Source organism: Streptomyces anulatus (assembly GCF_014650675.1).
In the GTDB taxonomy this organism is placed as follows: Bacteria; Actinomycetota; Actinomycetes; order Streptomycetales; family Streptomycetaceae; genus Streptomyces; species Streptomyces anulatus.
Map to the genome: position 1 here is coordinate 226597 of NZ_BMVK01000004.1, position 21521 is coordinate 248117.

Consider the following 21521-nt stretch of genomic DNA (forward strand, 5'->3'; position numbering starts at 1 on the left):
ACCCCGCGCGGGTCCGAAAACGGCCGCCCGCTGTGAGTCGGGTGAGAGTATCCGCCCATGAACAGCGACCTGGAAGTAAGCGCTCTGGCGATCAATGTCATGATTCCGCAGGCGCTCCGCTGGACGGACACCCGGCGCGGTGAAACGTTCACGCTGACGACACTCAACGTCCGGCTTCTCCCGGACGGTCACCTGGCAGTGAAGGCCTATGGCAGACCGGTCGACGGTGGCCGGGGTGCGTACGTCTCGTTCCCCGTCCCCGACCGACCCGAGCTGGCGGCCCTGGTCTCCGATGCTGCCAGTCGTGCCGGGGAGTTGTGGGCCGCCCATGGTGGTCTCGGCTGAGCCCGGTTCGACTCGACGGCGGACGGTAGACCTTCTTACGTAAGAAGAAGGCGGCAGTCCCGGACAAGGCTCACACCGGCGCGGCGCGGTCGAACGCACCGGCGGCGGCGGCCAGGGTCGTCGTGGTCGCGGCCCGGGCGGACATCTGCGGATCGGGGGCGGTCCGCAGGAGTACCAACTGGTGGTAGAGCGGTGCGGTGGAGGCGATCAGCAGACGCCGCGCGTCGGTGTGCGACGGGAGTTCGCCGCGTTCGACGGCGCGCTCGACGATGATCTCGCAGCGCGCGTACCGGTCCTCCCACAGCCGCTGCTGGGCGTCGGCGGCCCGCGCGGAGCGGAACGAGGCGGCCATCAGCGCCTGGGGGATCGACGGCCGCACGACCAGGGACTCCTGGATCTCGTCGTTGAGGGCCGTCAGGTCGCCGCGCAGGGAGCCCGTGTCCGCCGGCTCCCAGTCGTCCTCGCCCGCCGCGTCGAGGACATCGGCGAGCAGGCCGCCGACGTCCTCCCAGCGCCGGTAGACCGTGGTCCGGTGGACGCCGGCGCGGGCCGCGACGCCCTCCATCGTGAGCCCCTCGTAGCCGTGTTCGCCGAGTTCGGCGCGCACCGCTTCGAGCACCTGGGCGCGGACGCGTGCGGTGCGGCCGCCCGGTCGGCGGTCCGGCGGCGTGGCGGTGCGGGCAGGCTCCGGCGGGCCGCCCGTCGGGTCGGTCATCGGCAATCCGGTTGCCCGGCGGTGTGGGTCATGGCACCATCTTAAAGCAACAGTTGTCGCACTAGTGGAGTTGTCTGGTCGATGCTTTTCCGAAGCTTTTCCCCGGCCTTGCGGTCCGCCGCCACCGCTTCGTCCACGACAGCTTCGGAGTTGCCCGTATGCCTACACAGATCACCGCGCTCGCCGTCAGCAAGGCCTTCGACGGCAGGCCCGTACTCGACTCGGTGAGCTGCTCGCTCGCGCAGGGCGAGCGCACCGGCATCGTCGGTGAGAACGGTTCCGGCAAGACCACCCTGCTGCGGCTGCTCGCCGGGCGGGTCCGGCCCGACCGGGGGAGGGTCGTCCTGCGGGCTGACGGTGGCGTCGGCTACCTCGCGCAGGACGAGGGTCTGCCGGCCGATATGACGGCCCAGCAGGTCATCGATCGCGCGCTGGGCGATCTTCGTGCGATCGAGGCACGGATGCGCCGCCTGGAGGCGGCGATGGCCGACGGCGACGCCTCGGCGCTCGACGCGTACGGCGAGGCCGTCTCCGCCTTCGAGCTGCGCGGCGGCTACGACGCCGACGCCCGGCTGGAGCGAGCCCTGCACGGCCTCGGGCTGAGGCAGGTGGACCGCGCCTCGACCCTGGGCGCCCTCTCCGGCGGCGAACGGGCCCGGCTCCGCCTGGCCGCGGTGCTGGCGGCCGCCCCGGAGGTGCTGCTCCTCGACGAGCCGACCAACCATCTGGACGAGTCCGCCCTGACCTGGCTGGAGGAACATCTGCGCAGCCGCCGGGGCACCACCGTGGTCGTCTCCCACGACCGGCGCTTCCTCGAACACGTCGCGACGAGCCTCCTGGAGGTGGACGGTGACCGGCACGGCGTCGTCCGGTACGGCAACGGCTATGCCGGCTACCTCGCGGAGAGGGCGGCGGCGCGACAGCGCTGGGTCCAGCACCACGACCGGTGGCGCGAGGAGGTCGACCGGACGCGCGCGTCGGCCGCTGTCACCGCCCGCCGGGTCGCCCCGGGCCGGCCGATGAAGGACGGCGACAAACTCTCCTACAACCAGGCAGGGGCCCGCGTGCAGCAGTCCCTGGCCAGCCGGGTCCGTAACGCCGAGGAACGGCTGAACCGCCTGCTGGCCGACCCGGTGCCGGCCCCGCCGGACCCGTTGAGCTTCTCACCCGTGCTGCGCGCCGGACCGCTGTCCGGCACCGTGCTCGACGCTGCCGGGGTCTCCGTCGCGGGCCGGCTCGACCCGATCGACCTGACGGTCCGGGCGGGCGAGCACCTGCTGATCACGGGCGACAACGGTGCGGGCAAGACCACCCTGCTGCGCGTCCTCGCGGGAGACCTGACCCCCGGCCGGGGGCACGTCGTCAGGCGCGGCCGGATCGGCTTCCTCCCGCAGGACCCGGCACCCGGTCCGGCGCACGAGACCCTGCTGGCCGCCTACGCCCGTGGCCTCACCGGGGAAGCGGACGAGCACGCCGAACGGCTGCTGGCCCTCGGGCTGTTCGACCGTGCCCGCCTGTCGGTGCCCGTCGCGCGCCTCTCCACCGGACAGCGGCAGCGGCTCGCCCTGGCGCGTCTGGTCAGCCGGCCCGCCGACGTCCTGCTCCTCGACGAGCCGACCAACCACCTCTCTCCGGCCCTCGCCGAGGAACTGGAGACCGCCCTGGCCGGTTTCGCCGGCACCGTCGTCCTCGTCAGCCACGACCGGTTGCTCCGGCGCCGCTGGCAGGGCGCCCGGCTCGCGCTGCGGGCCGCCCGCGTGCCCGCGCTCAAAAGCTGAGACTTCGGCCGGCCCCGCACCCCTACCCGAAACGAGTGATCACCCTTGTCCCCGCGCCGCACCCACATCGCGATGATCGGCATCCCGATCGTCAGCCACGTCCTGCCCGGACTCGGCATCGTCCGTGAGCTGGTGGCCCGCGGCCACCGGGTCACGTACGCCAACGACCCGGTCATGGCGGACCGGATCGAGGCCACCGGCGCCGAACTCGTCCCCTGTACCTCGGTGTTGCCGGTCGCCGACAACAACTGGCCGACCGACCCCGTCGCCGCGATGGACCTCTTCCTCGACGAGGCGACGCAGGCACTGCCCCAACTGCACGCCGCCTACGACCACGATCCCGCGGACCTGTACCTGTACGACATCGGGGCCTACGCCGCACGCGCCCTCGCCGAGTCACAGGGACGGCCCCTCATGCAGCTGTCCCCGTCGTTCGTGGCCTGGGAGGGGTACGAGGAGGAGGTCGCGGCGCATCTGCGGGGGCTGCCCGGCGCCCCCGCGCACCGCGAGAGGTTCGGCCGCTGGCTCGCCGGCTGCGGGGCGACCACCCTCGACGTGGACGCCTTCTCCGGTCCGCCCGCGCGGGCCCTCGCGCTGATCCCCGAGGCCATGCAGCCCAGCGCCGACAGGGTCGACACCGGGACGGTGACCTTCGTCGGGCCCTGCTTCGACGCCCACGCCGACACCGGCCGGTGGACCCGGCCCGAAGACGCGGAGAAGGTCCTGCTGATCTCCCTCGGCTCGGCGTACACGCACCGGCCGGAGTTCTACCGCCAGTGCCTCGCGGCGTACGGGAACCTGCCCGGCTGGCACGTCGTGCTCCAGATCGGCCGGCACACCGACCCGCGCGAGCTCGGCGACATCCCGCCCAACGTCGAAGTGCACTCCTGGGTCCCGCAGCGGGCGATCCTGGAGCAGGCGGACGCCTTCGTCACCCACGCGGGCATGGGCGGCTGCGGCGAAGGACTCCTCGCGGGCGTCCCGATGATCGCCGTACCCCAGGGCGCCGAACAGTTCATGAACGCGGACCGGCTGGTGGAGCTGGGCGTCGCCCGCCGCATCGACACCCCGGACGCCACGGCCGACACCCTGCGGGCGGCCCTGAACGACCTGGTCACCGACCCGGGAACCGCCCGCCGGTCCGCGCGGTTGCGCGCCGCCGCCCGGAGCGAGGGCGGCACCCCGCGCGCCACCGGCCTGATCGAGGACATGGTCGCCCCGGCCCCAGGAGGCGTCAGGGGCCGGTGAGCAGGGGCCCGGAGGCGCGTTCCAGGACCGAGGTGACCCGCTCCCAGGTCTCCGTGTCCCGTTCCACCGGCGGCAGCCGACGGTCCGTCCCGGAGCTCCGCCAGGCCGTCGCCAGCGCCACCGGGTCGCCGCCGCCCGCCGCCGAGGCGGCGAGCGCCGCCGCGCCGAGGGCGACCAGTTCCCCGCTGCCCGGGATGACGAGCGGGCGGCCGGAGAGCCGGCGCACCGTCTCCACCCACATCCGCCCCTGCGCCCCGCCGCCGATCAGGCGCAGCGGGCGGTCGGCGACCTCGGGCGCGTCGGGATCGAGACCGCAGGCCGACAGCAGACCGTCCAGGGCGCGCAGCACGGTGACGGCCGCGCCCTCGTAGGCGGCGCCCAGCAGTTGCTGCCGGGTGGTGTCGTGGCGCAACCCGGTCAGCAGCCCGGAGGCGGTCGGCAGGTCGGGGGTCCGTTCGCCGTCGAGATAGGGGAGCAGGACGGCGTCACCGCCGGGCGCGGCGTCCTCGCGGTCCAGGCCGAGGAGGGCGGCCACCTTGTCCACGGCGAGCGTGCAGTTGAGGGTGCAGGCCAGCGGGAGGTACGTGCCGTCGGCGGCGGCGAACCCGTTCAGAGCGGTGGACGCGGGCCGGGTGCGGGAGGCGGCGAACACCGTGCCGGAGGTGCCGAGGCTGAGGGCCGGGTGGTCCAGCAGCCCCTCGCCGCCAAGACCGAGGCCCACGGCGGCGCTCATGTTGTCGCCGGTGCCGGCCGCCACCGCGATCCCGGCGGGCAGCCCGAGCGCCTCGGCCGCCGCCTCGGTGAGCGAGCCGATCCGGGCCGCCCCGGTGGGTGCGACCTCCGGGAGCAGGGCCGCGTCCAGGCCGAGCAGTTCCAGCAGGTCGGGGTCGTAGGCGCCGGTCGCGGTGGAGTACCAGCCGCTGCCCGAGGCGTCCCCGGGGTCGGTGGCGGCGACGCCCGCGAGGCGTTCGGTCAGGAAGTCGTGGGGGAGCCGGACCGCCGCCGCGTTCGCCGCGCTCGTGGAGTCGTTCTCGCGCAGCCACTGCCACTTGGACGCGGTGATCGAGGCGACCGGCACGGACCCGGTCCGCTCCGTCCAGGCCCCGGGCCCGCCGAGCGCGTCGGTGAGAGCGGCGGCCTGCAGCGCGGAGCGGGTGTCGTTCCACAGCAGCGCGGGGCGCAGCGGCCGGCCCGCCCCGTCCAGCACGACGAGCCCGTGCTGCTGCCCGGCGACCGCGATGCCGGTGACCGCGCGGGCGGGGAGGCCGGACTCCTTCAGCCCGGCGGCCACCGCCTCGCACAGCGCCCGCCACCAGATCTCCGGATCGCTCTCACGGGCCCCGGCCTCGCCGGTGACCAGGTGCGGGGCGCGTCCGACGGCGAGCTGCTCGCCGGTCACGGCGTCGATGAAGGCGGCCTTGGTGGACTGGGTCGAGCTGTCCACGCCGATGACGACGGCGGGTGACGGCATGGGGGCCTCTTTCGCGCTGCGGGTGCTGGTGCACGTGTGCTGATCATTCGGCTGCGGCACGAACAAATTACGGGATGCGCGACCCGCTGCACAGGGGGCCGGAGATGCTCCGTGCGGCAGGGGGGTTCCATGCCCGGGGTGCGGTGTGCTTGATTAGTCATGACACTGAACAAATAGGGGTGCCGGGCTGGCGGCCGGGCGTCCCGACGGCAGGCGAAGGCGGTCGGACGACGATGACGGAACGCTTCACCCCCACCCCCGAGGACAAGTTCAGCTTCGGTCTGTGGACCGTGGGCTGGCAGGGCCGGGACCCCTTCGGCGACGCGACCCGCGCGGCCATCGACCCCGTCGAGTCGGTGCAGCGGCTCGCGGAACTGGGCGCCTGGGGGGTGACCTTCCACGACGACGACCTGATCCCCTTCGGGGCGCCGGAGACCGAGCGCGAAAGGATCGTCAAGCGCTTCCGGCAGGCGGTCGACGGCAGCGGACTCGTCGTGCCCATGGTGACGACGAACCTCTTCACCCACCCCGTCTTCAAGGACGGCGGGTTCACCGCCAACGACCGTGGCGTACGCCGTTACGCACTCCGCAAGACCCTGCGCAACATCGACCTCGCCGTCGAGCTGGGCGCGACGACCTTCGTGGCGTGGGGCGGCCGCGAGGGGGCCGAGTCCGGCGGGGCGAAGGACGTCCGCCTCGCCCTCCACCGGATGAAGGAGGCCTTCGATCTGCTGGGCGAGTACGTCGTCGAGCAGGGCTACGACCTCCGCTTCGCCATCGAGCCGAAGCCGAACGAGCCGCGCGGCGACATCCTGCTGCCCACCATCGGCCACGCCCTGGCCTTCATCGAGCGCCTGGAGCGCCCCGAGCTGGTCGGCGTCAACCCGGAGACCGGACACGAGCAGATGGCCGGGCTCAACTTCCCGCACGGCATCGCCCAGGCCATGTGGGCCGACAAGCTCTTCCACATCGACCTCAACGGCCAGTCCGGCATCAAGTACGACCAGGACCTGCGCTTCGGCGCGGGCGATCTGCGCCAGGCGTTCTGGCTCGTCGACCTGCTGGAGAGCGGCTACGAGGGCCCCCGCCACTTCGACTTCAAGCCCCCGCGCACCGAGGACTACGACGGTGTCTGGGCCTCCGCCGCGGGCTGCATGCGCAACTACCTCATCCTCAAGGAGCGGGCCGCCGCCTTCCGCGCCGACCCCGAGGTGCGGGCGGCCCTGCGCGCGTCCCGCCTGGACGAACTGGCACGCCCCACCGCAGGCGAGGGACTGGCGGGCCTGCTCGCCGACCGCAGCGCGTACGAGGACTTCGACGTGGACGCCGCCGCGGCACGCGGGATGGCCTTCGAGGCGCTGGACCAGCTCGCCATGGACCACCTGCTCGCCGTGCGCTGATCCCGTGGGCCGACCCACCGGCTGAGCCGTCGCGCAGGTCCGAACCGGCCGGGCCGGGGCCGTCCGGCTCCGGCTCAGCCGCCGGACGGCTCCGCGTACGCCACCGGATCGTCCAGCACGTCCTGCACCACGAGCGCAGCCGCGCCCCGCGCCGCGTCGCCCGCCACCGACGACGCCCGGAGCCGGCCGCTGCCCGGGGACCAGAGCCCCGACACCACCCGGCCGGTCAGCTCCTCGTCGGCGGGCGGCGCCAGCCACGGCATCAGCCCCCGGTAGATCCCGCCGAGCACCACCGCGTCCGGGTCGATCAGGTTCACCGCCCCCGACAGCACCCGGCCCAGCATCCGGCCCGCCTCACCGACCGAGGCCACCGCGCGCGGGTCCCCGGCGCCCGCGCGCCGCTCCAGCTCCAGGACCCCGGAGGCGCCGCCGATCCCCTCGATCCCGGCCGCCCGCAGCAGCGCCGCCTGACCGGCGTACTGCTCCAGGCACCCCCGCGAACCGCACCGGCACTCCGGACCCGCCGGATCCACCACCACATGCCCGATCTCCCCGGCGAAACCGTGCGCACCGCGCAGCAGTTCGCCGCCCAGGACCAGTGCGCCGCCGACCCCGATCTCCCCGGTCAGATAGAGGAAGCTGCGCACATCCCCGAGACCGCCGAACCACAGCTCGGCCAGCGCCGCGAGATTGGCCTCGTTCTCCGAGGCGACCGGCAGCACCGGGTGGCCGGGGCGCAGGGCGGCCAGCGCGTCGGCGAACAGCTCCTGGGCCGGGACCTCGTTCCAGCCGAGGTTGGGGGCCTGCCGCACCGATCCGCCGGAGACGAGACCCGGCAGTGCCAGCGCCGCGCCCACCGGACGCAACTCCTGCTCGTACGCCGACTCCAGGGTCCGCGCGGCGATCCGGGCCGCTCGTGCCAGGGCCTCCTCGGCGGGCGCGCCCCGGTTGTCGAGGTGTTCGGTCTGCCGGACCCGGCCGGTGCCCGCCAGGTCCACCACGCACACCGAGACGTAATCGATGTTGATCTCCACGCCGAGCCCGGCCGGGCCGGTCCTGGCCACCTTGAGCGCGGTGCCGGGGCGGCCGGCCTGCCCGCTGAACGTCTTGCCCGACTCGGTGAGGAACCCGCTGTCCATCAGCTGCTCGACGAGCGAGGACACCGCGGCCCGGGTCAGCCCGACCCGGGCGGCCACCCCGGCCCGGGTCGCCTCGCCGCGCTCGCCCTCGTCCCGTACGGCGCGGAGTACCAGGCTCAGATTGTGCCGTCGCACGGTGTCCTTGTCGGCCTTGGGCCCCAGCGGAGTGAGGATGCTCTTCATATCGTCGCCGAGCCTATGTGATGCGGGGCTCCCGGCGGGGGTGCGGGAACGGGCGGTATCGCGGAGCCGGAAAGGTGCGGCATCGCGGAGGGGGTGGTCGCGGCCGTCCGGCCGGAACCACCCCCTGGCGATCGGGCTCGGCTCAGGGCTTGGCGCCCCGGGCCTTCAGCATGTCCGCCATCAGACCCATCTCCGACTGCTGACCGAGGACCATGCCCGCCGCCAGATCCCGGATGGCGTCCGTCTTCGCCGCACCGGCGGCCGCCTGCGCCATGTCCGCGCCCGCGCGGTGGTGCACGGTCATCAGCCGCAGGAACAGCACCTCGGCCTTCTCGCCCTTCGCGGCCGTGAGGGCCGCCAGCTCCGCGTCGGTGGCCATGCCCGGCATGAGCGAACCGTCGTCGGTCGGCGTGAGGGTGTGTCCCATCCACTCCATCGGCGGCCCGGCCGCGCTCTTCGGCAGCCCCCACAGCTCCAGCCAGCCCAGCATCATGCCGCGTTGGTTGGCCTGGGTGTTGATGATGTCGTACGCGAGACGGCGCACGTCCGCGTCGTCGGTGCGGTCACGCACGATGAACGACATCTCCACGGCCTGCTGGTGGTGGATCGACATGTCCCGGGCGAAGCCCGCGTCCACGGAGTCCTCCGCCGGAGCGGACCGCGCCGCGGCGGACGCCCCGGACGGGGAGGCCGCGGAGGGGCGCACGACCATCAGCGCCACCAGCCCCAGCGCCACGAGCAGCACGGCGGCCCCCGCGAGGACCATCCGGCGGGTGGAGCCGGTAGGCGCCAGGGCGGTCACTTGTCCAGCCCGCCGGTGCAGGCGGCCCCCGGCTCAGGGGTCTGCGGGCCCTGCACGTACTTGGTGAAGAACTGCGCGACCCGGTCGTCCGTGGCGCTCTTGACCGTCACCTGCTTGCCCCACGCGCTGAGCATCAGCGGGTCCTTCTGGTCCTTGACCGGGCTCATCAGGGAGTAGGGAGTCGACTTGACCTTCTTGGTGAGGGCCTCGATGTCGGCGTCCGAGGCCTTGTCGTTGTACGTGACCCAGACCGCGCCGTGCTCCAGCGAGTGCACGGCGTTCTCCTTCGGTATCTCGTCGGAGTAGACGTCGGCGTTGCAGTTCATCCAGACCTGGTTGTGGTCGCCGCCGACGGGCGGGTTCATCGGGTAGTCGACCTTGGCCGCCACGTGCTCACGCCCCAGGTCGTCCCAGCTGCGCTCGCCGGTGACCGGCGAGGTCTTGGCCTGGTTCTCCTTCTCCTCCTTCTCGTTCGCCTGCGACATCAGATAGCCGCCCCCGGCGACCAGGGCGGCGACCACGGCCACCGACGCGCTGATGGTGATGATGCGGACCCGCCGCTCGCGGGCGCGTTCCTTGCGGCGCGCCTCTTCGAGCTTGGCGCGACGCGCTGAGGCCGGGTTGTTCTGGTTCTTGGCGGAAGCCATGGGGAGTCCTCGTCGTTCAACCGATGCATACAGGGCGATGCATGAAGGGGAAAGGGTGCGGGGCATGCGAAAAACCGCTCCCGGTGAACCGGCGCCGGGGCGCGGCGGGAGAGCGGACCCGGCCTCTAGATCCGCTGGACCTGGAGGCGTAGTTGATCGACGGAACGCACACCGTCGTGCGCGGGACCCCGGATGGCCGCCGCGCCGGTGAGCGGGGTGGCGGGGACGAAGGTCACGGGCGAGGGAACGGTGACGGGGGCGGACGACGCCGGGAGCACGACGGCCGCCGTGTGCGTCGAGCCGCCGTGGCACGAGGTCCCGAGCCCGCGGTCCGCCGGAGAGGTCATGACGACCGTTTCGAGGGCGGCGTCGGGCGTCGGGGTGAAGGCGCGGACTGCGGTCGCCCCGGCCGGGCCTGCCTCGGCAGGCGCGGCGGCGGACGAGGTGGTGACCGAGCAGCAGAAGAGCATGGCCAGCAGGAAGAACACCCAGCCCAGAGCGAGGGGCGTGCGGGAGCGGTACCGCTGCCGGTCCGTCCGCGTGCTCACCCTGGTCATCGCCCGTCATCGTAGTGGGTGCATGAAGATTCAAAGAATATGGGTCGCGCCGTCCGCGGGACAGTGTGCCCGAGTCGCCGTCGCTCGAACAGGGTTCAAATAGTTTACAGGTGTAATACCTGTTAACGTGTATGGGTGACCGATACACCTACCCGCCCGGGGCGGCTCCCCGTCCGCAGCCTCCCGCTGGCCTCGGCCTGCCGTACGCCCGACGGGCCGGGGCCGTGGCGGGCGTGGTGCTCGGCATGACCGCCTCGCTCGCCGTGGCCCTGGTCACCGCGTCCCTCACCGGATCGACCGCCGTGCTCATCGCGGTCGGGGCGCTGCTCGCCGCCGCCCAGAAGGTGCTGTGCGACGCCACCCGGATCGGACCGCCCGGTCATGTGATCTTCACCTTCGTCAGCTCCGCCGCCCTCTTCGCCCCGCAGCGCCCGGAGCAGATCCCCGGCCATCTCGCCCTGACCCTCGGCGCGGGCGCGTTCGCCTGGCTGGTCGCCCTCGCGCCCGCCCTGGTCCGCCGCGAGGGCCCCGAGCGCCGGGCCGTCGCCCGTGCCCTGACGGCCGCGGCCGAGTGCGCCGCCGACCCCGGCCCTCGTACCCGCAACGCGGCGGCCGCCGCCGTGCACGCGGCCTGGCAGTGCCTGCTCGCCTCCGGCCGCCCCACCCCCGTACGCCGGTCGCTGGAGCGCCTGGTGGTGCACGCCGAAGGCGCCTTCGCGGCCCCGCGCCCCGGGGGCGGAGGGGCGGCCGGCCCGGACCGGCTGCGCGCCTGGGCCGCCCTGACCCGGGCCCGGGGGCCCGTGCCCGCGCCGCCGCCGGCCCCCGGCACCGCCGACGAGCTCTACGGCATCGACGCCGAACGGGCCGCCCTGCGGGCCCCCGAGGGGCGCCGCGCGGCCCGCCGTGCCCTGCTGCGCCGGCTCGGCCCCGGATCGCCGCTGCTGCCGGTCGCGGTCCGCACCCTGGCGGGCTGCGCACTCGCCGGATACCTCTGCGCCGCGCTCGGCGTCGGCCGCCCCTACTGGGCGATCGTCACCGCCGCCTCCCTCTACCAGGCCAACATCACCCTCTCGTGGAACCGGGCCCTCCAGCGCACCCTGGGCAACCTCCTGGGCGTGCTCGTCTTCGCCGCCGTCCTGCCGGTGTCCCGGATCAGCCCGCTCGCCCTCGTCTGCTGCTGCCTCTTCTTCAGCTTCGCCGCCGAGGCGCTCATCACCCGCAACTACTGGCTCGGCTCCGTCGCGGTGACCCCGATGGCCCTGCTGGTGCTGGAGTTCGGCGGCGCCCATCCGGCCGGGGAGCTGATCGGCGACCGGGTCCTGGACACCGTCCTCGGCGCGGTCGCCGGCTTCCTGGCCGCGACGCTCGTCACCAACCGGCGGGCGGCGGGGCGGGTCGAGCGGGCGCTCGACGCCACCGGCCGGGCCCGCGCCGAGGCCGAGCGGACCGGCGCCGACCCCGGGGCCGCGCCCGAGGCACGGGACCGGGCGCGCCGGACGCTCACCGCGAGCCTCGTCGAACTGCGCGAGGCCGGCGACACCGCCGCGGGCGAATGGTGGCAGCGCGCCCTGCCCGAGCAGCGCCTTCTCGCGGCCGAGCGGGCCGGACACCGTACGCTCGCCGCGACAGCACAACGGCGGGGGCCCGGGGGAGCTACACCTCCTGCGGTCCACGCCCCTTCGATCGGAGCGGAGTGACCGACGACATCGTTGCCTCGGTGGTCCGGCAGTGGCAGGCCGTCAACCCCGGGCTCGACACCGGACCGATGGAGATCATCGGCCGGATCAACCGCTGCGCCGCCCTGCTCCAGCAGGCGGAGGACGCTCCCTTGCGCTCCGCCGGGCTGACCCGCGCCGAATTCGACCTCCTCGGCGCCGTACGCAGGACGGACCGGGAGCTGACCCCCGGCGAGCTGGCCCGCGAGACCTTCTCCTCCGGGGCCGCCGTCACCAAGCGGCTGCGCGCCCTCCAGGACCGCGCCCTGGTCGAGCGCCGGGGGGACGACCGCGACCGGAGGGTCGCCCATGTCCGGCTCACCGACGAGGGCCGGGCCCTGGTCGACCGGCTCCTGCCCGAACAGCTCGCCTACGAACGCACGGTGCTCGCCGGTCTCGACGAAGGTGCGCGCGACGAACTCGGTTCCAGGCTGGGTGAGTTGCTCGTCCAGCTGGAGGGCCGACTGGGCGCGGCCCGGCGCTGATCCGGCGGCCCGGCGAAGGGTCTTCGTGGGCGCGTCAGCGCGGCGGTTTTGCGCGTCACTCGCCCGCCGGTCAGGAATCTGCACCTTTCGATCCGGTTCGATCACCTGTGCCTTTGGCCTGTTGTGTGAGGTGAGAAGCGCCTGCGCGTGGGTGATTTGCCCTAGAGAAGTGCGGTAACTGGCTTATTTGTCCCCGGGGTTCCGGCGGCAGGCCCCTTCAAGGAGGGCGATTCTCGGCCACGCTCACTCACCGCGCACGCCCAGAAGCGCAGCGTGCAAAAACTGGCGAGTGTATTCCTCTCGGCGAGCTTCCGCAGGGGGTTGGGTGAATATGCCGAAGCACTGTTCTGATCTGGCTAAGCTCACGCGCAGTGAAGTCGAGTTGAGATGAATTCGAGCACTTGTTCCTCAGTCTCCGCTCATGTGCGCATACATCCCGGAATCAACCGCCAGAGGGTTTTAGATGGTCCGTGTTGAATCACCGCCGACCGACAGAGAAATTCCCGTCGTCCGCGTAGTCCTGCTGCCCGTGGCCCTGCTCCTCGGCGCCACCGCCGCCGGCTCGGCCCTGGTCGCACCGGCCGCGCGGATACCAGTCGCCGTGTGCGGCGCGATCACCACGCTCGTGGTCGCCGTACTCACCGTGGCGCTGCACCGACGCCGACGCGCCATGCGCGTCCAGCGCGCGGAGTACGAACAGCGCATCGCCTACCTGGAACACCGGATCCTCTCGCACGACTCCGAGACGGTACGGCTCACCAAGGAAGTCATGCCCGCCGCCATCCGACGGCTGCGCGTGGGCAATTCGCCCGAAGAAGTGATGCGCGACATCGTCGACGCGGACGTGGCCAACCGCCATCTGCCCAAGGCGCTGCGCGAGCAGATCTACCAGGTCCTCGAAGTCATCGACAACGAGGAGGCGCGGCGTGACTCCGCTCAGCGCGCCTTCGTCAGCGTCGCCCGCCGCGTCCAGGCGATCGTGCACCGCCAGGCCAGTGAACTGCGGGAGATGGAGGACCACTACGGGCGCAACCCCGAGGTCTTCGACGACCTGCTCCGCATCGACCACGGCACCGCGCTGATCGGCCGCCTGGCCGACTCCATCGCCGTGCTCGGCGGCGCCCGCCCGAGCCGCCAGTGGCCCAAGCCCGTACCGCTGTTCAGCGTGTTGCGCGGCGCGATGTCCCGCATCCTGGAGTACCAGCGCGTCGATCTGCACTCGATCGCCAAGGTCGCCATCGTCGGCACCTCGGTCGAACCGCTCATCCACGCCTGCGCCGAACTCCTCGACAACGCGACCCGCTACTCACCGCCCCAGACCCGGGTGCACGTCACCGCGGTCGAGGTGCAGACCGGCATCGCCATCGAGATCGAGGACGGCGGCGTCAGCCTCAGCGAGGAGGCCCGCGCCCGAGCCGAGAACATGCTCGCCCAGGCCCAGGCCGGCATCAACATGAACGACCTCGGGGAGTCCCCGCGCCTCGGCATGGCCGTCGTCGGCCGGCTCTCCCGGATGTACCAGCTCCAGGTGTCGCTGCGTCAGTCGGCGTACGGCGGCGTCCGCGCCGTCCTCATCGTGCCGCGCGACATGATCACCACCGGGCCCGCCCCGGGCATCGCCCACGGCATCGGCGCCACCTCGCGGCCCACCAGCTCCCTGGACATGTCGCAGCTCCAGCACGTGGTGCCGCCGCCCGGCAAGCGCAAGCCCAAGCCCGCCGCCACCGGCCCCGTGCCGTCCGTGGCCGCACCGGTCTCCACCGGAGCCCCCGCGGCCGCGTCGCGCCCGGCCGTTCCCGCGGCAGCCATGGAGGACGACCTTCCCGTGGTCACCGAGTGGACCGAGAACGGGCTGCCGCAGCGCCGCAGCCGGGGCCGCGCCCCGCTCGGCTCGCACAACCTCCCGCAGCAGCCCCCGCCACCCCCCGCCCCCGCCAACGGGTTCCAGCCCGGCGCGGACGAGGGCGCGGAGGACGGACGCGGCGAGGAGAAGCCCCCAGGTCTGTGGCTGGAGGCCTTCACCAAGGCCGTCAACGGCGTACCGCAGGAACGAAAGCACGGCGAAGACTCCGATGACGCGTGGGACAAGGGAGACCTGAAGTGATCCAGCAGCGGGGAAACATGGACTGGATGCTCAAGGAGCTGGCCGACGACGTACCGAGCATCCACCAGATCGTGGTGCTCTCGTCGGACGGTCTGCGCATCGCGATGCACGGCGGCGACCCCGACGTCGCCGACCGGCTCGCGGCGGCCTGCGCCGGACTGCAGAGCCTGGCCGCCGCGGTGGCCACCGAGATCCCGTACAGCGACGGCCTCATGAAGCTCGTGGTCATCGAGGTGACGGGCGGGTTCTTCTACCTGATGGCGGCCGGGGCCGGCGCCTACCTCGCGGTCCTGGCCGGTGAGACCGTCGACGCCGGGCTCGTCGGGGCCCGGATGCGGGACATGGTCGTGCGGATCGGAGCCCACCTGACCAGCCCGCCCCGCCACGGCGGGCAGTCCGGATGAGTGGACCTCGACGAGAGCGCCGCAAGGCCGATCCGGATCTGCACGATCCGGAACGGCTTTACGTGATCACCGGCGATCTCGACGACAGCGAACGGTCCGCGCTCGACCTGGTCACGATGGTCGTCGCGCAGGCGGAGCCCTCGCCGACCTTCCAGCCCGAGCAGGCCGCCATCCTGCGGCTCTGCCAGGCGCCGTTGTCCGTCGCCGAGATCTCGGCCTACCTCAGCCTGCCGTTCAGCGTGGTCACCTCGCTCCTGAGCGATCTCCTCGCGACCGAGCTCATCGAGTCGCGTGCGCCGATCGTCCGCGCCACTCTCCCCGACAGGTCCCTTCTCGAAGCGGTGATGCATGGACTTCAGAAGCTCTGACACGATCACCGGACCCCGCAGCGAGGACGTCCTTCCCACCACGGCCACCGCCGCGGTGAAGGTCGTGATCGTCGGCGGGTTCGGCGTCGGCAAGACGACCATGGTCGGCTCGGTGAGCGAGATCCGGCCGCTGACGACCGAAGAGACCATGACCCAGGCCGGCGTCGGCGTGGACGACAACGCCGGGGTGGAGACGAAGACCGCCACCACGGTCGCCATGGACTTCGGACGGATCAGCCTCAGCGAGGAACTGATCCTCTATCTGTTCGGCACCCCCGGCCAGGAACGCTTCTGGTTCCTCTGGAACGGCCTCTTCGAGGGCGCCCTCGGCGCGGTCGTCCTCATCGACACGAGACGGCTCGAGGTCAGCTTCGACGTCATCGGCCGCCTGGAGGAGCGCGGAGTGCCCTTCGTGGTGGCCGTGAACACCTTCCCCGACGCGCCGCACCACCCGGTCGAGGCCCTGCGCAGAGCCCTCGACCTGCCGGACGAGGTCCCGATGATCGACTGCGACGCCCGGCTGCGGGCCTCCAGCCGCGATGTGCTGATGACCCTGATGCGCTATCTGCACAGCCTGGCCGTCCCCCTCGCCTGACGCCGAACCTCCGCTTCGGGACGCCCCGGTCCACCGGATCCACGACCGGATCCACCGGATCGACCGGATGCACGACCGGGGGCGCGCGCCGTCTCCCGGCGCCTGCCCCCGGCCCGGTCCGGCCCGCGCCCCGTCCCGCCCGCTCGCGCACCAGCCCTGGAATCCTGATCCCTGGAGCCCCTGTGACAACCCCCTTCCACCACGAACCCGGCGCCGTGCCCCCGCCCCAGTGCCCGGCCCACAACCTCGACATCGGCCCCGGCGGACTGCGCCGGCTCTACGGTCCCGAGGCGGAGAACAACCCGGCGGGCCTCTACGACAAGCTCCGCGCCGAACACGGCACGGTCGCCCCGATCCTGCTCCATGGCGACGTGCCCGCCTGGCTCGTGCTCGGCCACAGCGAGAACCTCCACGTCACCCGTACGCCCTCCCAGTTCTCCCGGGACTCGCGGCGCTGGCGGGCCCTCCAGGACGGCAGCGTCGCCCCGGACCACCCGCTCGCCCCGATCTTCACCTGGCAGCCCGTCTGCGTGTTCGCCGACGGCGCCAAGCACGAGCGGCAGCGCGGCGCGGTCACCGACAGCATGGAGCGCATCGACACCCGCGGGGTGCGCCGCCACATCAACCGCTTCAGTAACCGCCTCGTCAACGACTTCTGCGAGAAGGGCACCGCCGACCTGGTCAGCCAGTTCGCGGAGCATCTGCCGATGATGGTGGTGTGCGCGATCTTCGGCATGCCGGAGGAGTACGACGAGCGTCTCGTCCAGGCCGCCCGGGACATGACCCGCGGCACCGAGACCGCCGTGGCCAGCAACGCCCACATCGTGTCCGTGCTGACGCGCCTGGTCGAGGGGCGCCGCAACGACCCCGCGCCGGACCTGGCCTCCTGGCTCGTCGAACACCCCGCGACGATGACCGACACCGAGGTCATCGAGCACCTGCGCCTCATCATGATCGCCGCCTACGAGTCGACCGCCAACCTCATCGCCAACGTGCTGCGCATGGTCCTGATCGACCCGCGCTTCCGCGCCCGGCTCAGCGGCGGGCACATGACCGTCCCCGAGGCGGTCGAGCAGACCCTCTGGGACGAGCCGCCGTTCACCGCCGTCTTCGGCCGCTGGGCGGTCGGCGACACGGAGCTGGGCGGCCAGCAGATCAAGGCGGGCGACGCCCTGCTCGTCGGGATCGCCCCGGCCAACACCGACCCCACCGTCCGTCCGGACCTGGGCGCCGACATGGGCGGCAACCGCGCCCACCTCGCCTTCAGCGGCGGCCCCCACGAGTGCCCGGGACAGGACATCGGCCGGGCCATCGCCGACGTCGGTGTCGACGCGCTCCTGATGCGCCTGCCGGACCTGGAGCTCGGCGTCGGGGAGAGCGAGCTGCGCTGGGTCGGCAACATCATGTCCCGCCACTTGGTCGAGCTTCCGGTGAAGTTCGCCCCCAGCCCCCAGCAGAAGCTGGACGCCGACCCGCTCTCGGTGATGGCCCGGGCCGCCCGCCCGGCCGACGCCTGGGAGATCTCCTCCCCGGCCAGGCAGGTCCCCGAGCCCCGGCCCGAGGCACCCATGGCGCAGCCCGCCCATGCCCCGGGCGCCGCTCCCGCCCCGGCGGCACCCCCGGCGCCCCGACCGGCCCCTTCCCCCGAAGCCGCTCCGGTGGCGACGATCCCGCGGCAACGCCGCCCGGCCGCCCCCGCCCGGCTCTGGCAGGCGGTCGCCCGCTGGTGGAGCGGCTACTGACACGCCGTCGCCCGTCCTGCCGCGGCGGCCCCGGATCACGCCCACGGGCCCGGGGCCGCCGCGTCGTGTTCCGGGGTGGGCGCGGGCAGCGCCGGGGAGCCCGGACCTGCCCGTACCATCGAGCAGCGTGAAGCTGACAATTCTTGGCGGTGGCGGATTCCGGGTGCCTCTCGTGTACGGGGCCCTCCTCGGCGATCACGCCGAGGGCCGCGTCTCCCGGGTCACGCTGTACGACACCGACGCCGACCGGCTCACCGCCGTCGCCCGCGTCCTCGAGGAACAGGGGCGGGGCATCGCGGACGCCCCCGCCGTCGTCGCCACCACGGAACTCGACGAGGCGCTGCGCGGCGCCGACTTCGTCTTCTCCGCCATCCGGGTCGGCGGCCTGGCCGGACGCGCCGCCGACGAACGGGTGGCCCTCGACGAGGGCGTCCTCGGCCAGGAGACCGTCGGCGCCGGCGGCATCGCGTACGGGCTGCGCACCGTTCCCGTCGCCCTCGACCTGGCCCGTCGCATCGCCCGGCTCGCCCCGCACGCCTGGGTCATCAACTTCACCAACCCGGCGGGCCTCGTCACCGAGGCGATGTCCCGGCACCTGGGCGACCGGGTCATCGGGATCTGCGACTCGCCGGTCGGTCTGGGGCGGCGGATGGCCCGCGTCCTGGGCGCCGACCCGGACCGGGCCTGGATCGACTACGCCGGGCTCAACCACCTCGGGTGGGTGCGGGGGCTGTACGTGGACGGGCGGGACGAACTGCCCCGGCTGCTCGCCGACCCGAAACTGCTCGACTCCTTCGAGGAGGGCCGCCTCTTCGGCGCGGAGCTGCTCAGGTCGCTGGGCGCGATCCCCAACGAATACCTGCACTACTACTACTTCAACCGTGAAGCCGTACGCGCCTACCAGGAGGCCGAACAGACCCGGGGCGCCTTCCTCCGGGATCAGCAGGAGGGCTTCTACGCCCGCATGCGGGAGCCCGGCACCCCCGCCCTGGCCACCTGGGACCGCACCCGGGCCGAACGCGAGGCGACGTACATGGCGGAGAACCGCGAGGTCGCCGGAGCGGGGGAGCGGGAGGAGAGCGACCTGGGGTCCGGCGGCTACGAACAGGTCGCGCTCGCCCTGATGCGGGCCGTCGCCCGCAACGAACGCACCTCATTGATCCTCAACGTCCGCAACCGCACCGCCCTTTCAGCCCTGGACGCGGACGCCGTCGTCGAGGTGCCCTGCCTCGTCGACGCCAACGGGGCCCACCCCGTGGCCGTCTCCCCCCTGCCGGACCACGCGGTCGGCCTCGTCACCGCCGTGAAGGCCGTGGAGCGGGCGGTGCTGGAGGCGGCGGATAGCGGGTCCCGCGCGGCGGCCGTCCAGGCGTTCGCGCTGCACCCGCTGGTCGACTCCGTGACCGTGGCCCGGCGGCTGCTCGACCGGTACGCCGAAGTCCACCCGGGGCTCGCGTACCTCGGCCGGCCCTGACCCCGTGGGGCCCGCGAGGGAACGGTACGGGCCCGACCTGACCGGGCCCGGCTCGTCCCCACGCGAGCCCCGCCCGCCCGGTGGTCAGGGAGGCTATGGCGCGGACACGACGCTCGGCGCTCCGGCGGTGGCCCAGCTCGGCGTCACGCCGGTCACCTGGCAGACCATCAGGAAGAGCGGGATGGGCGGCGTGTACGGCGTGAGGCCGTCCGGCGAGTGGATCAGCCGGGGCCGTCCGCCGGGAATGTCCGCGTCACGCGCGTACGTCACCTGCTCGGGCCAGTCGAGGTCCAGGTCGGAGCCGGCCGGGACGATCCACCACCAGCGGTCCGCGTCGGCGAAGACGCAACCGGTGCGCGGCAGATGGGACATGAGCCGGAAGCCGTGCCGGGCGGGGACCCCGACCGCGTCGCAGCCCAGGCTGGCCGACATCGTGGCCGGCAGGACCAGCCGCGCCCGGCCGCCCCGGGCCTGCTCGGGCGTCCGGGCCCGTGCCGCGCGCAGCTTGGCCAGCGCGTTCTTCAGCATGGCTGCTCCGTGCCGGGCAGCTGCTCGGCGTCGTGCGGCAGCTCCGCCCAGACGATGCGGCCGGAAGCGTCCCCGGCGTCGTGCGAACCCCAGGCACTGCTCATCGCGTCGACGAGGAGCAGACCGCGGCCGTGCTCGTCGTCGGACGAGCGGCGCAGCCGCGGGCCGCCGGGCTGGTGCCCCTGGTCCTGCACGGCTATCCGCAGTCGTCTGCCGATCCGGCTCAGCTCGCACACCACCCGGGTGCTCGCGGTGTGCACGACGGCGTTGGTCACCAGCTCGGAGACGATGAGGACGGCCGCGTCACAGGCGTCGTGGCCCACCTTCCAGGCATCCAGCCGGGCCCGCGTCCGCTCGCGCGCACCGGCCACCGACTCGGGGTGCGCCGGAAGCGCGAAGCAGTAACGGAGCGTCTCCGTCCCGGGGCTGAGGTCCATGAGCCGGGGGATGAGCGCACTGCCAGGTGCCACGACCGATTCCTCACAGTGGGGGCTGCGTCACGCTTCGTTCCCCGGGTGATCGGGGACGGGCGTGACTGAGCGAACTGGTTCTGGAGTCAACTCTCCCCCCGACGATGACACTTGGCAAGGGGCACTCTGAAATTTCCAGAGTGTCTGTGTCGTTGGGGGCGCACGCATGGCACACTGCTCGCAAACAGCGCATGGGGAGGTCTGAAGTGAGCGAACCGCGGTCCGCCCCGACCGTGGGCCAGGTCGTTCTCGGCAAGCGTCTGCAGGATCTGCGCGAGCGTGTCGGCCTGACCCGTGACCAGGCGGCGAAGGTGCTCAGGGTCGCCCCGGCGACGATACGCAGAATGGAAACGGCCGAGGTCGGGCTGAAGATCCCCTATGTGCAGCTGCTGCTGAAGGCGTACGGCATCGCCGACCAGGAGGCCGACGCCTTCGTCGACCTGGCCGAGGAGGCGAACAAGCCGGGCTGGTGGCAGCGTTTCCACGACGTCCTGCCCGACTGGTTCAGCATGTACGTCAGCCTGGAGGGCGCGGCGAGCCTGCTGCGCATGTACGAGCCGCACTTCGTGCCCGGACTCCTCCAGACCGAGGACTACGCACGGTCCGTGATGCAGACCGGAGCGGTGGGCCAGACCCGGCCCGAGGACATGGAGCGCCATGTGGCGCTGCGGATGGAGCGCCAGTCCCTGCTGGCCAAGGACGACGCCCCCAGGCTGTGGGCGATCATGGACGAGACCGTCCTGCGGCGGCCCGTCGGCAGTGCGCGGGTGATGCGCGGGCAGATCGACAAGCTGCTCGAATCCACGGAGCTTCCCCACGTCACGCTTCAGATCGCGGAGTTCGCCACCGGCCACCACCCGGGAACCTACGGACCGTTCGTCCTCTTCCGGTTCGCCGTCCCCGAACTCCCCGACATGGTCTACAGCGAGTACCTGACCGGAGCCGTCTACTTCGACGCCCGACCCGAGGTGGCCTCCTATCTCGAAGTCATGGACCGCATGGCGGCTCAGGCCGCAACTGCACAACGCACGAAGGAAATCCTCCGGGACTTCCGCAAGGAGCTGTGATGAACCACATATACAACGGCATGCCCGCCGGTGACCTCGGCTCCGAAGGCTGGTACAAGCCGTGGAGCGGTGGGAACGGCGGCAACTGCATCGAGGCCATGAAGCTCGCCGACGGGCGGGTCGCCGTACGCCAGTCCGCCGACCCGGACGGCCCCGCTCTCATCTACTCCAACGGCGAGATCGCCGCGTTCATCCAGGGCGCCAAGGCCGGCCAGGCCGACTTCCTCCTCACCTGAGACCCCGCCATTCCTTCGGTTGTTCCCCATCGTCGACGTACGGACCCC

At 72.7% G+C, this 21521-nt stretch carries 22 protein-coding genes; 14 read left to right on the forward strand and 8 right to left on the reverse strand.

The annotated features are described in order from the left end of the window. Window positions 1-57: 57 nt before the first annotated feature. On the forward strand, window positions 58-345 hold the full coding sequence (locus tag IE272_RS12615) for a hypothetical protein (protein WP_057666865.1): 288 nt from the start codon (window positions 58-60) through the stop codon (window positions 343-345). A 70-nt stretch (window positions 346-415) separates the two neighbouring features. Here the strand turns inward: IE272_RS12615 and IE272_RS12620 are convergent, their stop codons facing one another. Continuing rightward, window positions 416-1060, reverse strand: a complete 645-nt coding sequence (locus IE272_RS12620; protein WP_050359220.1) for a TetR/AcrR family transcriptional regulator — start codon at window positions 1058-1060, stop codon at window positions 416-418. A 158-nt stretch (window positions 1061-1218) separates the two neighbouring features. Here IE272_RS12620 and abc-f point away from each other — a divergent pair, with 158 nt between their 5' ends. Then, the gene (gene abc-f / locus IE272_RS12625; RefSeq protein ID WP_056705706.1) at window positions 1219-2838 is read left to right on the forward strand and encodes a ribosomal protection-like ABC-F family protein; all 1620 of its coding nucleotides are present in this window, start codon (window positions 1219-1221) and stop codon (window positions 2836-2838) included. A gap of 72 nt (window positions 2839-2910) precedes the next feature. Further along, entirely contained in the window at window positions 2911-4086 is a 1176-nt protein-coding gene (locus IE272_RS12630; RefSeq protein ID WP_057668602.1) for a macrolide family glycosyltransferase, read from the forward strand. Here IE272_RS12630 and xylB read toward each other — a convergent pair. Next, on the reverse strand, window positions 4073-5557 hold the full coding sequence (gene xylB, locus IE272_RS12635; RefSeq protein WP_190006870.1) for a xylulokinase: 1485 nt from the start codon (window positions 5555-5557) through the stop codon (window positions 4073-4075). The genes IE272_RS12630 and xylB overlap by 14 nt on opposite strands. Window positions 5558-5790: 233 nt before the next feature. Between xylB and xylA the strand changes: the two genes are divergently transcribed. Next, window positions 5791-6957: a xylose isomerase gene (gene xylA, locus IE272_RS12640; protein WP_050359223.1), complete on the forward strand. Its 1167-nt coding sequence runs from the start codon at window positions 5791-5793 to the stop codon at window positions 6955-6957. Between the two features lie 74 nt (window positions 6958-7031). Here the strand turns inward: xylA and IE272_RS12645 are convergent, their stop codons facing one another. From IE272_RS12645 to IE272_RS12660, 4 genes are all read right to left on the reverse strand, one after another. Beyond that, window positions 7032-8279 (reverse strand): ROK family protein, encoded by a 1248-nt coding sequence (locus IE272_RS12645; protein ID WP_056705702.1) that lies wholly within the window; start codon window positions 8277-8279, stop codon window positions 7032-7034. Between the two features lie 142 nt (window positions 8280-8421). Next, window positions 8422-9081 carry a DUF305 domain-containing protein gene (locus IE272_RS12650; RefSeq protein WP_190006871.1) on the reverse strand — a complete coding sequence of 220 codons (660 nt, stop codon included), beginning with the start codon at window positions 9079-9081 and terminating at the stop codon, window positions 8422-8424. After that, window positions 9078-9728: a thioredoxin-like domain-containing protein gene (locus IE272_RS12655; RefSeq protein ID WP_097967975.1), complete on the reverse strand. Its 651-nt coding sequence runs from the start codon at window positions 9726-9728 to the stop codon at window positions 9078-9080. Before IE272_RS12655 ends, IE272_RS12650 begins: the two co-directional genes overlap by 4 nt. 125 nt (window positions 9729-9853) lie before the next feature. Continuing rightward, entirely contained in the window at window positions 9854-10285 is a 432-nt protein-coding gene (locus tag IE272_RS12660) for a hypothetical protein (RefSeq protein ID WP_050359226.1), read from the reverse strand. 131 nt (window positions 10286-10416) lie between these two features. On the opposite strand from IE272_RS12660, the gene IE272_RS12665 reads away from it, so the two are divergent. The 8 genes from IE272_RS12665 to IE272_RS12700 all read left to right on the forward strand — a co-directional run bounded on the left by IE272_RS12665 (window position 10417) and on the right by IE272_RS12700 (window position 19172). Continuing rightward, window positions 10417-11982 carry an FUSC family protein gene (locus IE272_RS12665; RefSeq protein ID WP_229897291.1) on the forward strand — a complete coding sequence of 522 codons (1566 nt, stop codon included), beginning with the start codon at window positions 10417-10419 and terminating at the stop codon, window positions 11980-11982. Next, on the forward strand, window positions 11979-12485 hold the full coding sequence (locus IE272_RS12670; RefSeq protein ID WP_056705699.1) for a MarR family winged helix-turn-helix transcriptional regulator: 507 nt from the start codon (window positions 11979-11981) through the stop codon (window positions 12483-12485). Before IE272_RS12665 ends, IE272_RS12670 begins: the two co-directional genes overlap by 4 nt. 463 nt (window positions 12486-12948) lie before the next feature. Then, window positions 12949-14589: a sensor histidine kinase gene (locus tag IE272_RS12675; RefSeq protein WP_050359229.1), complete on the forward strand. Its 1641-nt coding sequence runs from the start codon at window positions 12949-12951 to the stop codon at window positions 14587-14589. Further along, complete coding sequence (locus IE272_RS12680; RefSeq protein ID WP_007454741.1) at window positions 14586-14993, forward strand: roadblock/LC7 domain-containing protein; 408 nt, start codon at window positions 14586-14588, stop codon at window positions 14991-14993. The genes IE272_RS12675 and IE272_RS12680 overlap by 4 nt, the downstream gene beginning before the upstream one ends. Continuing rightward, window positions 14990-15361: a DUF742 domain-containing protein gene (locus IE272_RS12685; RefSeq protein ID WP_003964953.1), complete on the forward strand. Its 372-nt coding sequence runs from the start codon at window positions 14990-14992 to the stop codon at window positions 15359-15361. Before IE272_RS12680 ends, IE272_RS12685 begins: the two co-directional genes overlap by 4 nt. Further along, the gene (locus tag IE272_RS12690) at window positions 15342-15956 is read left to right on the forward strand and encodes a GTP-binding protein (protein WP_003964952.1); all 615 of its coding nucleotides are present in this window, start codon (window positions 15342-15344) and stop codon (window positions 15954-15956) included. The genes IE272_RS12685 and IE272_RS12690 overlap by 20 nt, the downstream gene beginning before the upstream one ends. 182 nt (window positions 15957-16138) lie before the next feature. Next, complete coding sequence (locus tag IE272_RS12695) at window positions 16139-17698, forward strand: cytochrome P450 (protein WP_190006872.1); 1560 nt, start codon at window positions 16139-16141, stop codon at window positions 17696-17698. Window positions 17699-17825: 127 nt separating this feature from the next. After that, entirely contained in the window at window positions 17826-19172 is a 1347-nt protein-coding gene (locus IE272_RS12700; protein ID WP_190006873.1) for a 6-phospho-beta-glucosidase, read from the forward strand. 93 nt (window positions 19173-19265) lie between these two features. Here IE272_RS12700 and IE272_RS12705 read toward each other — a convergent pair whose 3' ends face one another. Both IE272_RS12705 and IE272_RS12710 read right to left on the reverse strand, forming a co-directional pair. Beyond that, a complete protein-coding gene (locus IE272_RS12705; RefSeq protein WP_050359239.1) occupies window positions 19266-19700 on the reverse strand; it encodes a hypothetical protein in 435 nt (144 codons plus the stop codon). Beyond that, window positions 19694-20170 carry an ATP-binding protein gene (locus tag IE272_RS12710; RefSeq protein WP_050359240.1) on the reverse strand — a complete coding sequence of 159 codons (477 nt, stop codon included), beginning with the start codon at window positions 20168-20170 and terminating at the stop codon, window positions 19694-19696. Before IE272_RS12710 ends, IE272_RS12705 begins: the two co-directional genes overlap by 7 nt. A gap of 206 nt (window positions 20171-20376) precedes the next feature. On the opposite strand from IE272_RS12710, the gene IE272_RS12715 reads away from it, so the two are divergent. Beyond that, on the forward strand, window positions 20377-21237 hold the full coding sequence (locus IE272_RS12715; protein WP_050359242.1) for a Sco1979 family transcriptional regulator: 861 nt from the start codon (window positions 20377-20379) through the stop codon (window positions 21235-21237). Continuing rightward, window positions 21237-21473 carry a DUF397 domain-containing protein gene (locus IE272_RS12720; RefSeq protein ID WP_010058136.1) on the forward strand — a complete coding sequence of 79 codons (237 nt, stop codon included), beginning with the start codon at window positions 21237-21239 and terminating at the stop codon, window positions 21471-21473. Before IE272_RS12715 ends, IE272_RS12720 begins: the two co-directional genes overlap by 1 nt. Window positions 21474-21521 lie beyond the last annotated feature (48 nt).

Excerpts from the sequence above, each read along its gene's own strand:
- abc-f (WP_056705706.1), top strand. The coding sequence starts at position 1,219 with ATGCCTACACAGATCACCGCGCTCGCCGTCAGCAAGGCCTTCGACGGC.
- IE272_RS12720 (WP_010058136.1), top strand. The coding sequence starts at position 21,237 with ATGAACCACATATACAACGGCATGCCCGCCGGTGACCTCGGCTCCGAA.
- IE272_RS12630 (WP_057668602.1), top strand. The coding sequence starts at position 2,911 with ATGATCGGCATCCCGATCGTCAGCCACGTCCTGCCCGGACTCGGCATC.
- IE272_RS12665 (WP_229897291.1), top strand. The coding sequence starts at position 10,417 with ATGGGTGACCGATACACCTACCCGCCCGGGGCGGCTCCCCGTCCGCAG.
- IE272_RS12675 (WP_050359229.1), top strand. The coding sequence starts at position 12,949 with ATGGTCCGTGTTGAATCACCGCCGACCGACAGAGAAATTCCCGTCGTC.
- IE272_RS12620 (WP_050359220.1), bottom strand. The coding sequence starts at position 1,060 with ATGACCGACCCGACGGGCGGCCCGCCGGAGCCTGCCCGCACCGCCACG.
- IE272_RS12705 (WP_050359239.1), bottom strand. The coding sequence starts at position 19,700 with ATGCTGAAGAACGCGCTGGCCAAGCTGCGCGCGGCACGGGCCCGGACG.
- xylB (WP_190006870.1), bottom strand. The coding sequence starts at position 5,557 with ATGCCGTCACCCGCCGTCGTCATCGGCGTGGACAGCTCGACCCAGTCC.
- IE272_RS12685 (WP_003964953.1), top strand. The coding sequence starts at position 14,990 with ATGAGTGGACCTCGACGAGAGCGCCGCAAGGCCGATCCGGATCTGCAC.
- IE272_RS12615 (WP_057666865.1), top strand. The coding sequence starts at position 58 with ATGAACAGCGACCTGGAAGTAAGCGCTCTGGCGATCAATGTCATGATT.
- IE272_RS12690 (WP_003964952.1), top strand. The coding sequence starts at position 15,342 with ATGGACTTCAGAAGCTCTGACACGATCACCGGACCCCGCAGCGAGGAC.
- IE272_RS12655 (WP_097967975.1), bottom strand. The coding sequence starts at position 9,728 with ATGGCTTCCGCCAAGAACCAGAACAACCCGGCCTCAGCGCGTCGCGCC.
- IE272_RS12645 (WP_056705702.1), bottom strand. The coding sequence starts at position 8,279 with ATGAAGAGCATCCTCACTCCGCTGGGGCCCAAGGCCGACAAGGACACC.
- IE272_RS12660 (WP_050359226.1), bottom strand. The coding sequence starts at position 10,285 with ATGACCAGGGTGAGCACGCGGACGGACCGGCAGCGGTACCGCTCCCGC.
- xylA (WP_050359223.1), top strand. The coding sequence starts at position 5,791 with ATGACGGAACGCTTCACCCCCACCCCCGAGGACAAGTTCAGCTTCGGT.